12 protein-coding genes and 1 pseudogene are annotated in these 12,739 nt (G+C 35.8%); 4 read left to right on the top strand and 9 right to left on the bottom strand.

What is annotated here, in order from left to right; translation table 11 throughout:
* Positions 1–562: 562 nt before the first annotated feature.
* The 4 genes from lepB to JFU24_RS26845 form a co-directional block, all read right to left on the bottom strand.
* A complete protein-coding gene (gene lepB, locus JFU24_RS26860; protein ID WP_201223864.1) occupies positions 563–1,111 on the bottom strand; it encodes a signal peptidase I in 549 nt (182 codons plus the stop codon).
* A gap of 176 nt (positions 1,112–1,287) precedes the next feature.
* Entirely contained in the window at positions 1,288–1,476 is a 189-nt protein-coding gene (locus JFU24_RS26855; protein ID WP_201223862.1) for a hypothetical protein, read from the bottom strand.
* A gap of 616 nt (positions 1,477–2,092) precedes the next feature.
* Positions 2,093–2,674, bottom strand: a complete 582-nt coding sequence (locus JFU24_RS26850; RefSeq protein WP_201223861.1) for a TetR/AcrR family transcriptional regulator — start codon at positions 2,672–2,674, stop codon at positions 2,093–2,095.
* Between the two features lie 44 nt (positions 2,675–2,718).
* Complete coding sequence (locus JFU24_RS26845) at positions 2,719–3,261, bottom strand: ester cyclase (protein WP_201223860.1); 543 nt, start codon at positions 3,259–3,261, stop codon at positions 2,719–2,721.
* A 215-nt stretch (positions 3,262–3,476) separates the two neighbouring features.
* Between JFU24_RS26845 and JFU24_RS26840 the strand changes: the two genes are divergently transcribed.
* Both JFU24_RS26840 and JFU24_RS26835 read left to right on the top strand, forming a co-directional pair.
* A complete protein-coding gene (locus JFU24_RS26840) occupies positions 3,477–4,736 on the top strand; it encodes an MFS transporter (RefSeq protein WP_201223859.1) in 1,260 nt (419 codons plus the stop codon).
* 507 nt (positions 4,737–5,243) lie between these two features.
* On the top strand, positions 5,244–6,173 hold the full coding sequence (locus JFU24_RS26835; RefSeq protein WP_201250730.1) for a PhzF family phenazine biosynthesis protein: 930 nt from the start codon (positions 5,244–5,246) through the stop codon (positions 6,171–6,173).
* A gap of 311 nt (positions 6,174–6,484) precedes the next feature.
* On the opposite strand, the gene JFU24_RS26830 is transcribed toward JFU24_RS26835, so the two are convergent.
* Both JFU24_RS26830 and JFU24_RS26825 read right to left on the bottom strand, forming a co-directional pair.
* A complete protein-coding gene (locus JFU24_RS26830) occupies positions 6,485–6,925 on the bottom strand; it encodes a hypothetical protein (RefSeq protein WP_201223857.1) in 441 nt (146 codons plus the stop codon).
* 103 nt (positions 6,926–7,028) lie between these two features.
* Positions 7,029–7,487: a hypothetical protein gene (locus tag JFU24_RS26825; RefSeq protein ID WP_201250729.1), complete on the bottom strand. Its 459-nt coding sequence runs from the start codon at positions 7,485–7,487 to the stop codon at positions 7,029–7,031.
* A gap of 511 nt (positions 7,488–7,998) precedes the next feature.
* Between JFU24_RS26825 and JFU24_RS26820 the strand changes: the two are divergent.
* Positions 7,999–8,529: pseudogene (locus JFU24_RS26820) on the top strand (NAD(P)H-dependent oxidoreductase).
* A 72-nt stretch (positions 8,530–8,601) separates the two neighbouring features.
* Here JFU24_RS26820 and JFU24_RS26815 read toward each other — a convergent pair.
* On the bottom strand, positions 8,602–8,961 hold the full coding sequence (locus tag JFU24_RS26815; protein ID WP_201185523.1) for a winged helix-turn-helix transcriptional regulator: 360 nt from the start codon (positions 8,959–8,961) through the stop codon (positions 8,602–8,604).
* A 430-nt stretch (positions 8,962–9,391) separates the two neighbouring features.
* Between JFU24_RS26815 and JFU24_RS31425 the strand changes: the two genes are divergently transcribed.
* Positions 9,392–9,481: a DUF2599 domain-containing protein gene (locus JFU24_RS31425; RefSeq protein WP_201225136.1), complete on the top strand. Its 90-nt coding sequence runs from the start codon at positions 9,392–9,394 to the stop codon at positions 9,479–9,481.
* A gap of 42 nt (positions 9,482–9,523) precedes the next feature.
* Here JFU24_RS31425 and cdiI read toward each other — a convergent pair whose 3' ends face one another.
* Positions 9,524–9,886, bottom strand: a complete 363-nt coding sequence (gene cdiI, locus JFU24_RS26805) for a ribonuclease toxin immunity protein CdiI (RefSeq protein WP_201223853.1) — start codon at positions 9,884–9,886, stop codon at positions 9,524–9,526.
* A 22-nt stretch (positions 9,887–9,908) separates the two neighbouring features.
* Positions 9,909–11,891, bottom strand: coding sequence for a PrsW family glutamic-type intramembrane protease (locus tag JFU24_RS26800; RefSeq protein ID WP_201250728.1), 1,983 nt, complete (start codon positions 11,889–11,891; stop codon positions 9,909–9,911).
* Positions 11,892–12,739: the final 848 nt, after the last annotated feature.

Below are 12,739 nucleotides of genomic sequence, written 5' to 3'. Positions count from 1 at the left end.
AAAGCAACTCCCTTATTGCACCTGTTAGGTTAAGAACTACGCTTTTTTATTTTTAATCTCTTCCAACAGAAAGATAACCCTTTCATTCTGTTTAATTATTGTTTGATTTTGATTTCTCATTTTTGTGAAGTCAAATAAAAATATTAATAAGATTGCTAATATAAGGAAAGCCATAATTCACCTCTACACTCTACTTTTCTCTAAATTATACCAGTTCTTATGCAACTAACCTGCCCCGTTAGTTGCATAAAGAAAAAGCTTCCCTAAGGCAGACTCCGATTTTCAGCTAATGCACCCGTTAGTTCATTAAGAAAAGATTACCTTGGCAATCCTCCTTAATTGAAGAAAGCTGTAGCATTGGAATAAAGTTTGATCAAAAATACCTCGCAAAACCAAATTTAACGATAAATAAAAAGAATCCATTTTGAAAAAAAGATTGAACAAAATAGATTCATTACTTACAAATTGCTATAGCGATTTTTAAAAAATTTGATGATTTTGATGATGCTTTTTGTGCTAAATCACCACTTTATTGGAATTATCATTTCTTCTACTTGTACTATTATTTAGGTATGCCGATTTCTTGTAATGGATAAAATCGAAATTTCACTTCTCCAACAATCGAGTCGTAGGAAATAAATCCGAAAATCCTGCTATCCTTACTATTTAAACGATTATCCCCCATCACAAATAACATGTTTTTAGGTACTTTGGATTCTCCAGTTTTTTCTTGCAATGAAAAGTCCTCTGTCAGTTTATTAAATGGATTATCTTCTTTATTTGCAATTAAATACGGTTCTTCTACGGCTTTTCCATTAATATAGAGCACATCATCTTTCATATCAATACTATCTCCTGGAAGACCTATTACCCTCTTAATATAGTCTTTATCATCAATATCTGGTGCATCGAATACAATCACATCAGATCGTTGAATTTCAGTCGTTTTACTTACTACTACTCTATCTTGGTCTTGAAAGGTAGGTGACATTGATGCTCCCAATACAGTTGTAGGTGTAAAAAGAAATTGTCTACAAATAAAAGCGATGATGAAAGCAAAGGCAATTGATTTTACCCAAGAATAAATTTCTTTTTTTGTACTTTCTTTCATGGTTTCCCTCCTAATATTATCTTGTTTTAATATATTAATTCTATCCTACATCAAGGAATATTAACAAAATTTGGTTCACCGTTCTTATACAACTAACCTGCCCCGTTAGTCCATAGTAAAAGAGCAACCACCTGTTATTGAAGTAAAACACTGTTAGATTAATAAGGTACAATAAATTACAGTACAAATGCCATAAGAGCCACAATTAAAAATGGGGAAAAAACAAGTAAAAATACTATTACTCCTGTCTTCCAATTGTTTTTTATTTGAAGTAATTCTTTTTTAGCCTTTTCCTTATTTTTTAGTGACCAAATAATTATTCCAACCCAATAAATTGCTAAGAATATAAGACTTGAAGTACTCATGAATACACCTCTTACAACTGCTATTTAGTAGTCAAGCGTCTCTATTTAGGGGATTGTAACAAATAATCACCATCCAGTCTTTGCTGATTATTGGGGTTATCTTATTGAACTATCCTGCCCCTATAGTTGCATAAGAAAAAGCAATCCTTCTTAATGGGGTACCGCCAGCAAACCGCGGATTTATAACGTTAAAGATATTCCAGTATTAAAAAATCCCAATCTCTCAGTGATATAAATGAGAAATTGGGAATTATTCACCAATTGCGCCCTTTAATTGAAGAATACTTTACTAATATTAGTTAGTATTGCCGCTAACTAATTGCAAAAATATCAGGTGAAAACTCAATGGCATTGTTGCTTTAAATAAAGTTTGATCAAATTGATACTAATAACCTTGATAAACGAACAAAAAGAAAAAGCGTGTTTTGAAAAAAGATTGATCAAAATACGCTTTTAATATAATCAATGAATCATTCTTTTATTAAAAAAACTTGCCGTAACTTGATTAATAAAAATTAGAATTACAGTCGCAATTGATTTTATAGATTGGGCTTTATACAAACCCCCTTTATTCACGGAGACTGACATGATTGATAAAACTGGAATATTGATAAATTTATTTTAATAATGATAATATCATCGCTACAGAATTATCTACAAATGAACGCTCTGGACGAGATTTCATTAACACAGTAAGTCCGATTAATGAAACGACTAGTGTCTGTGCTAAAACTTTAGCATTAAGGCTGCTTTCGAGCTCACCTGAGCGAATACCTCGGACAATCGTTTCTTGAAATATGATCGAAAGATACATCTGATGCTCCCTTGTAAGGATTTCAAATTTTTCATCGTGAGGGGCAAGTTCCACCATTGTATTAATGCAAAAACATCCCTTGTTCGTACTTTCTTTATATTCCTCTTCCACCAAATCTTCAAAAAATGTGTGAAATGCTTCCTTTACAGATAGATTGTTTTGAAGTTTTGTTCGAACATGGGAAGCATGTAGCTTTGTATATTTGCGTAATGCAGCTTCAAACAATTCCTCTTTGTCTCCAAAAGCTGAGTATAAGCTTGGTCGTTGTATCCCCATTTTGGCAGTCAAATCGCTTAGCGAAGTAGCCTTGTACCCCTTTTCCCAAAAAAGCCACATAGCATCATCCAACGCTTTTTCCTCATCAAATTCACGTTGTCGAACCATAATAAATCCCTCATTTCAAAAAACAAAATTTCTTCACTAGATAATTAATCTTGTTCTTGATTCTTTTTTATTTGCTCAATGATTCCGAATCTGTCCACTTGAATCCAGTATTCCACTATTTTTCGATCCTCTAATCGGTATACGGCACTACCTATTTCAATAACCTCTTTATTTGTAGGCAGATAATCCTCATACTCTCCAATATGCATTCCTGTCTGCTTCCATCTGACATGAACTTTTTGATTTTGAGAAATTAATTCTTGAATTTCTATTTTAAATTTCCCCCATGAATCTATCATTTCTCTTATATGATCGGCATAATTCTCAGGTGACCTTATAATTGTCACCATGCTTTCTGAATTCACTTGATGTGCTCTTACCTCTTTAGCCATAAAAACCTTAGCTTGTTCGGGAGTGCAACCTGATCTGACAACTTCAAAGAAGCTTTTTATAATCTGTTCGTTTGTTTGTAGGAATTTTGGAGATGGTGAATCGCCCCCAGATATTTCAGTTATTCCGTTATTCCCCGGTAATTGATTCAATTCATCTAATGTCCTTTCCTTATCAAGTTGCCGAATTCGATTCATGGAAAATTAATCCTCCTTTTAATTACCAATCGGTATATTATGATTTTATTTAATTAAAGTACTATTGTCAAATTGTGATGATTCTTTCAAGAAGAGTATTCAAATAACTGCATAACTTACTTGACATCAAAACGTTTTGTTGGTTATCCTTATTAGGAATTATTTTATACCGAACGATATATTATACTGTTAAGTACAAAAAGGGGATGTAAGTAATGGTAAAGGTTAAAGAAAAAACAACAATTATAGTTGAAGATCATGATACGACAACGGATCAGTTACAAATAGTATCCGGATCAACCATGACTCGCTATACGGCACTATTGTTTGCAACAGCCTGTGGGATGGCTGTCGCCAACATATACTATGCACAACCGTTGCTAGACTCACTGGCGACCGAGTTCGGTATCGCCCATTCATCCATCGGCATTGTCATTACCATTACTCAGCTTTGTTACGCGCTAGGACTGCTACTGCTGGTACCGCTCGGTGATCTACTGAATCGACGTCGGCTAATCGTCGGTCAGATGCTTTTATCCGTGTTGTCCCTGATTGTGGTTGGCATCGCCCCCATCATCACAGTGCTGTTCACGGGGTTAGCTGCGGTCGGACTGCTTGCCGTGGTGACTCAGGTGCTCGTAGCGTTCGCATCGACTTTGGCTACCCCAGCCGATCGTGGACGTATAGTCGGCTTGGTGCAAAGCGGAGTCGTGATCGGCATTCTGCTCGCACGAACATTCGCTGGTGTACTAACCGATCTCGCCGGTTGGCGTTCGGTCTATCTAGTTTCTGCCGCGATGATGCTCATCATGACTGGCGTGTTGTTCCGAGTACTCCCGCGTGATGAAAGCGAAAGAGAGTCACTATCCTATCCGCAGCTGCTTCGTTCGGTGCTCACATTGTTCATGCAAGAACGAATCCTACGCATCCGCGGAGTACTGGCTCTGCTGATTTTTACCGCGTTTAGTACATTGTGGACTTCGCTGGTGCTACCTCTCAGTGCTCCACCATACTCTCTTTCACATACCGCTATTGGAGCGTTTGGTCTCGCTGGAGTTGCCGGAGCATTAGCTGCTGCTCGTGCTGGGGGTCTGGCTGATCGAGGTTTAGGGCAGCGAACAACCTGCATAGCCCTAGTTTTATTGCTAGCATCATGGTTCCTAATCAGCTTTACCGAACACTCACTGATCGCATTAGTTATTGGCGTTATCTTTCTTGACCTGGCTGTGCAAGCAGTACATGTCACCAATCAGAGTATGATTTTCACAGTGCGTCCTGAGGCGAGAAGCCGACTTACTGCTGCTTACATGATTTTTTATTCCATCGGCAGTGCCATGGGTTCAATTGTTTCAACCAATATATACGCAAACTATGGATGGATCGGAGTATGTCTATTTGGTGCCTCTGTCAGCGCTTTGGCCCTTTTGTATTGGGTAATAACCTACCGTCTAACGGAGCAGATTAGAGAGAAATAATACCGATTTTTATGTTGGTTTGAAGTTTTTCAAGACCTAAAATCATACAAAGTTACAAAAAAGGGTGATACATTTTAGTCATGTATAATATGTATCACCCTTTTACTTCTTGTTCAACAAATGCACGTTTATATACAGAGTTTTTTCAAAGCAGTGCAGCTTTATTTCAATATACACTTATTCATTTAAATGGCCCTTTAATGGAATAACATAACTAACGTTTTTAAACAACATTAATAAATGCAGCAACTTTATTTACTGGTTTAAACATCTTTATTTCCATTTAACAACAGTAATATAAGGTATTTTTCATGTTGTGGCTACTGTTATAAATTCGCGAGGTTTATAAAAAATTTCGGCCGTTTTCTCGCTGTAGGTTCAATAAAATATGAGATCCGATACTAGAAATAGTGTCTTTTTTGTTATTTATGTTACAGTTAAAATAAGAATATTGAATATTTAGATATTTATTATTCGGACAGTAGTATTAGACAAGGAGAAAGGCTTATGAAAAAATACGAGTATACATTGGTCGATGTATTTACGACTGAATCATTCGGAGGCAATCAACTTGCCGTTTTTGAAGATGCAGAAGGTCTTACTACAGAAATGATGCAAGTACTTGCAAATGAATTGAATTTATCTGAGACTGCCTTTGTATTTTCAGCAAGTGAACCGCACAAGACGAAAAAGGTGCGCATTTTCACACCGAAGTTAGAACTTCCAATGGCAGGGCATCCGACAATAGGAACAGCCACCGTATTAGCAGCAAAGGGAATCGTTGCTACAGAAGAAGGTCGCAATGAATGGATTTTTGAAGAAGGAGTAGGCGATATTCCACTAACTGTACATAAAGAGAAGGATGTTATTAAAAAAATTGAAATGGAACAGCCCCTTGCGGAGTTTGGCGAAAAGTTTTTGGATGCAGAAGTGGTCGCACAGCTATTATCACTCCATACTGATGATATTGATACAACACTACCTATACAAACGGTTTCGACGGGTGTCCCATTTTTACTTATCCCAATTTGTTCTTTAGAGGCAATGAAAAAAATTCGCTTCCGCACGGATATTTGGAAAGAGCATTTTAGCGCAAATCTAGAACGCCAGCATATTTTTACTTTTACGACAGAAACAGTTGAGAAAACCTCGCATGTACATAGCCGTATGTTTGCACCTGCCATGGGAATTGCAGAAGATCCAGCAACAGGTGGAGCAAGTGGACCATTAGGTGCTTATTTAATAGAATATGGTGTTATACCTAGTACAGAAGAAGGAGTATACCATATTCGCGGTGAGCAAGGATTTGAAATGGGACGCCGAAGCTATATCGACATGACCATTCAAAAAACTCAAAATACAATTCAACAAATTAAGGTTGGCGGGCCAGCAATAATCATCGGTTCGGGTCAAATTTATTTACATGACGAAGTATAAGCAAATTTAAACATGATATAACTGGCGTAGATAAGGTATAGGTTAGATGATATCTACGCTTTTTTTATTTTCCTTTGAGGCGAAAATGGAAGATTCGTCTACCGAAATGATTAAACTTTTTTACAAACAGAAATGTTAATATCCGAAAATCATAAAAGGTTTTTCTCGAATTTTTCCAAACCGGTTCGTTTTTATTTGTTTCTAAGTAAGGCTTTTCACGATACTTTTAATCAAACTTTATTCCAAACCTACAAAAGCCACCAAATTGGTGGCTTTCTTATACTACTAACGCACCCGTTAGTTTAAGTATGTTACTTCACAATTTTACTATCTTTCCTCGCTAGCCCAATATTAAAAATGGTTGAGGAAAAGAATAACTGGATACGCTTAAAAAATTCTAGCAGCGATAAAATGAACTCTAGTGCATTATTAAGCTGATTAATAAGATATTTTCTAATATCTATTGCAGTGATACCTTCCCACCTTGAACGTGGCATACCTACATCAATTGTAATATATCGATATTTTTTGCTAAGTCTTAATTTTTCACAGCCCTCAAACTCCCAGTACCCTAAAACTCCGTCTACTCGCAGAATTGGAGCAAATTCATCTACTTCTTTACAGTAAATTTTATTACAAAACTTATCCAGTAATCTCCTTAATTTTCTGAGATGCGGTGCAACTGCTTTATCTGTATTTACATCTCCCATTTCAGCACCAAAAGATATATAAGAGTTATCGTCCTTTTCCATTAATCGACCTACTTTTTTTTAAAACTTTGTAATAATTCGACGTTATAAACTACTGTTCCTTGTTCAACTAAACTGCTCCTTTAGTGAAATAAGAAACTGGATTCTATTTAAATTCAAGTAACTCTATTAAAATTTCTTCAATATAAGTTTCTAGGTCATCTTTTGAGATATCATATAAAGTTCCTGAAGCTTTACAACAACCGTAACTCCATAACGGAAGTGCATCCGCATAAAAATCCTCGTCATTTTTTGGACCTTCATAGTCTATTGCTATTTGAGAACGATACTCCAATTCTAGACAACTATCAGAAGTTAATTCGTTTATTTCATCTCCATCAATATCCCTACATACCCATATTTTAAGATTTGATTTTCCTTGTCTTTCAAATTCATTTGAATACTCTACTTGAAGAACCTTACTTAATTCGTTTCCTAACCTTTCTAGCTTGATTATATTTCTTTTTAACCCTTCGTTTATTTCATCTTTTGGAATGAAAAGATATTTATCATCAATTTCTTCTTTTTTATCTTTCTTATAGTACCTTTTAAATTTATCAAACATTCTTTTCCCTCCCATCCAAAAGCGTTTATATAGATTTCGACATTCTTATTGCACTAACCTGTCCCTTTAATTCATTAAGCAAAAAGACCACCAAATGGCAGCCCCGGATCTCAACTAACAGACCTGGCCTATGATCCTTTTATATCTTTTCAACAAATGTATCCTTGTCTTGGAGAAATAAAGAAGAGAGTGTCCGGTTGCTCTATGAAATCATCTATACAATTTAATTCATATACGTGACGGTCCTATTAGGATAAGGAAAATGGTGTTTTTATATTGGAACAACCCCCAGCTCAGTTGACCGATTCGGTTCTTTACACCATCATTGATGAGTGCTGGTACGTATTATATCGTGGCGTATAGTATCACGCATAATTTAATATAGACAAGATATTTTTTGCCTGATTTAACACTCTCCTTTAGGTAAGTACCTATACTAAAAGTGCATACTTACATATTTGCAGTGTGCACTTTATACTTAAGATAAATTATACTTAAGGAGGACAAATCTTTGAAAACTCTTGTTATCGTAACACACCCAAGTCTAGAAACATCCGTCTTAAATAAGCGATGGGTAGAAGAACTCAAGAAATAACCGGAAAAGTATACTGTACACGAATTGAATAAGGTTTACCCTGACGGAAACATTGATGTGGAAAAAGAACAGTTATTAATTGAATCGCATAGTAATCTTGTTTTACAGTTCCCTGTTTATTGGTTTAATTGTCCGCCTCTCCTAAAAAAATGGCTTGACGATGTTTTTGCTTATGGTTGGGCTTATGGTTCAAATGGAGGTGATAAATTAAAGAATCGCAAAGCTGCTTTAGCTGTATCTGCCGGAATTAAAAAAGAAGATTATAGTAAAGAGGGAAGATATCGCTATACACTTGAACATTTATTATCTCCCTTTGAAACTACCTTCCTATACTGCAATGCAGATTATCGTTCATTCTTTGCGTTTTATGGTACAGAAAATAAGTCGTCTGCAAGCGAATTGGAAAAAAGCGCACAAGATTATTTGAATTTTGTTGACAACCTGTAATAGATGGCTTTATTAAAGAAGTATTTCCTTGTTTAGGAGATACTTCTTTTGATTTAAACAAAATAGCTACGCCTACGGCTGTACAGCCTCCTGAGCCGGCAAACTGTTTTTCTCTCCCCAATCGCACATCATATTTAACAATGGAATGAGAGAAAGACCTCGTTCAGTTAATGAATATTCTACTTTTGGAGGTATTTGGGGAAATTCCTTGCGTATAATAAGGCCGTCTGCCTCCAGCTCTTTTAACATAATGCTTAGCGTTTTAAAGGAAATGGTACCGATACTTCGCTTCAGCTGATTATGCCGCATAACCTTATTTTCAGACAGCCAATACATAATGATCATTTTATATTTACCGCCTATTAAGGACAACGTATATCCAAAGCCAGTGTCATTTAGTTTCACGCCAGTCGGAACACAGGTTTCGCGCATAAGTTACACTCTCCTTTAGATAAGTATATGAAATAAATGTTCATACTTTACAATAGATCATTATCAATCTTATTGAAAGGATGTAAAATAAGATCTCTATAAAACTTTGCTATATGGGGTCAGTTCACGTTAGGAATTGACTTTTTTTATCTTCTCTTATCGTGCTAAAGCATCTGTTGTAGCTTTGAAATAAAGAGGGATCAAAAGGTCCTCCTGTCCCCCATATTAGCGTAAATAAAAAGACTCCATTTTGAAAAAAGATTGTTCTAAATGGAGTCTTTTCTTGTAAATTATTATACATTTTTTATAAAAAAGTTTGATTATTTTTAGTGATCCTTAATGAACTAACGCACCTGTTAGTTCAACAAGCGACATAATACCATTGGATTTTTTTAGTTAGAATGTACGATAAAAACTTTTACCATCAGATATAAAGAAAAACCCTTGGAATTTAGAACCTGCTAGAAATAATGTAAGTTATGCGACAACACTTGGTTGCGCATGTAATCCTCCATTTTAAATCTTGACCTAACTTTCTTTTTTAGTAGTAGGATAAAGCTAATCAAGGTTCTTGTATATTAAATCTTTCTTTAATCCTTTCTAATTGTTCTTCTACTTCTGATTTATCTTGGGGATAGTCTCCAAGATAACTAACGCAATCTTCTCTTAGATATCTATAGAATGTCAGATAATCTAAAATAATTTCTTCGTCTTCCTCTACTGCAGGACGATCAATGTAATAGGCTATTCCTTCTTTACCAAAATAATCTTCTTCCCACTCTTCATAATAGTCGGCAAACACAAACCTTGCATATTCGGTTCCATATCCTTCACCATCCGCATAACTTCTTAAGATTCTTAAAAATTTACCGTCTCCCATATGGTGATAGAAGTACCTTATCAATTTTCTCTTTTTATCTTCCACGATGCTTCCAACTCCTTAATAATTAATCTAGTGTAGGGAAGAAATTTGATATTTCTCCGGATTCATTAATAAATCCTCTAAATTGTAGTCCGTTAGGGGAAACACCTGTTATCTCTCTCCCAACGATCTTCCCATTTTTCATAGCTTCTTCTCCCCATTTTAGTATCTGTTTGTCTGATATTATGTTAGGATCGTAAACTGTTTTTGGATGGGAAACTTTCTTAAGCTCTCCAGGTATTAACTTCCCCTCCATGTCTAGTTTAGGTAAGCCATATTCTATTTCATATACTCCCTCTATAGATGGGTGCTTTCTTTTTGATATGATACATTCCTCTAAATCCCACCCCTTCTCTTTAAATGCCTTTTCGAAATTATTGAGATTATGTCCTCCAACTACACCCTTGCCTTTTTTCCTAACAATATCTACTACTTGCGCTAAATGTTTTTCATATCCTGGTTTAAACGTAATATTTTTATTCAGTTCCTTAGTTTCTTTAGAATCGTCTTTACTATTATCGTTCTTATTCTGAGGATCTTCTTCCTGGTGAGCTTTTTTCCCAGAGGAATTCTGGTCATGGTGTTGTTTGTTACTATTACTTTTCTTTCCAGTGAACGATTCCAAGATCCTTTTTAGATAGGGTTTTATTCTCGGTGAAACGGAGTCACCTAGTTTTACAAGGGCTTTCCCAAACGGAATTCGACTTACCAGTGCACTAATTCCCAGTGCAAGAGCCGTTTCTGGCGTAAGTAATTTTTTAGGATTGCGGATGATGTCTGCAGTCTGCCGACCACCTGCAGCAATTCCGATTCCAGTCGATACAGCACCTATTGCCGACCAGAATCCTAATAACGGGAACGTTAAGGCAAATGCTCCAAGTACAATCACCCCTTTTTCCCAAGCAGATAAACCATCCCACCAGTTTTGCAGATTATCAAATAAACAGGCAATACAAGCCTCGGGGCCATTGGCTGTAACTCCCCAGTTAGATAGAAACATAGATGTGAATAATGCTACAAACACAACGATTAAAGCTTTGTAGTACTTCTGAATATTGGCTTCTAAGCCTGATAAAAGTACCTTGGCTTCTGTTTTACCGTGTAACAGTGTAAATCCTAGTTCTCTCCGTTCTCGATAAAATAGTAGCAAGTATCCAAAACGCTGTCTTTCCTCAAAAACACTTCTGAATAGATTCCACAATTCAGAAACAGGATTGATAATGGTTTCCCCATCCAGCAGAAGAATCTTCTCTCTTACTCGGTTCAATTCCCAATAATCGATGATTACCGCAGCACCGAGCATCATTAAAAACACCGGTTTTGCGGCATAGCCGCTTCCTAATAAATCATGAATTCCGGTTAACCAATCCGGAGCTCGATAACTAGCATTCCATATTGAGTGATCAAAAATGGCCCAAACTAAAAGGATAACAGGAAAAATATAAGAAGATCTCTTTAATTTACTTTTAAACCTCACTGCTAACCCGATTCCTAACGTTACCATAGCGGTTAGCAACGAATGCCCAGCAGACATTTTGTCAGGTAAAAAGCCCTCCTCAAAGTAGCCAGGAAATAGTGTGAATAAATCCCAATGGAGCACTTTCCCCCCAAATAGTGTCACACCATAATCGAAAATACCTCCAGAAACCAATCGACGTGTGGTTTCCTCCAAAAATTGAAAACCAGCTCCCGTTGCCGCACCAATAAGGGCATAATCGCTTAAACTTAAACTGGATGCACGTCGTGACAAAAATAGATAAACTCCAATGGGGATCAGTTTTAAAACTTCTTCAGCAATCGGGGTTATAAATGCTTGACTCCATACATCTTGTTCCATCCCACCGAAAATAGCTGTAATGAAACTAACGATAAAAGAATTCAACGGTACGATTATCCATGCCCCCACCAAAAAGAAATAGGTGTACTTCTTCCATGTTAAAGTTTTACTACGACATAAAAACCAAAATTGCAAAATGACGTAAAATGACCACAAAAACTGGACGAACATTTTTCGGGAGTCTTCCATAAAAATTAAGCTTAATACCAAGGCACATAGCGATATCCAAGAAAAAATCGTAAAGATTCTTAAAATGTATGGATGGTTCTGAGTCCATACATTCCAAAGGTGAAAGATAGACTCGAGCTTCTCCCTTAAAGTAACTCTAAACTTTTCAACCTGACTCGTCATATTGCACCACTCCGATGCAGTTATTTTCATTCCTACATGATTTAAATAAAATTTATGATGATAACCGCTTCTTACGATTTCATACTATACTCTAATTTACTAAAAATTGGAATAGGTCGAATTTTACAAATATTTTTAATTCATTATTCCTATGTTAATATCTAGAAAAGGACATATACATAATTGGATGGTAAGAATAGGAACTCAAAAAACCTAAAGGCAACAACATCAGGGTTTTAGCGGATAAAAACCTGAGCTATGAATAAATTATTTGTTGATAGATACCTTGGTTGTGACAAGAATGGATACCATAGCCCTTTTTACAAGTACCTAGTTCGTAAACAGTATTAACCAGTTTCTTCACCCCTTATTTATACACCTAAGAATCCAACTATCATCATACATCCAATAACACCAGCCCAAATAACAGTCTTATAACTTTTGGATTTTTATAGATATTTCCACTTTGATTACTCTAAATAGAACCATTTCTCAATTGGTACATCGTTTTTAACTTATAATGAAAATTCTAAACTATGGAATATAGATGAGGTAAAAGTTTACTATGCACTGAATAAAGAATTTATAGAAGGAAATGGCGTTGTGAAAAGTGAATTTAAATAATAACTAAAAAGCCTACGATCCTTGCTGTTCAAGGATGTAGTTTT

The sequence above is a fragment of the Peribacillus sp. TH27 genome (assembly GCF_016650915.1).
Classification (GTDB): Bacteria; Bacillota; Bacilli; order Bacillales; family DSM-1321; genus Peribacillus; species Peribacillus butanolivorans.
The sequence above is the reverse complement of the archived record's forward strand: the minus strand, read 5'-3'. Positions and strand labels throughout refer to the sequence as shown.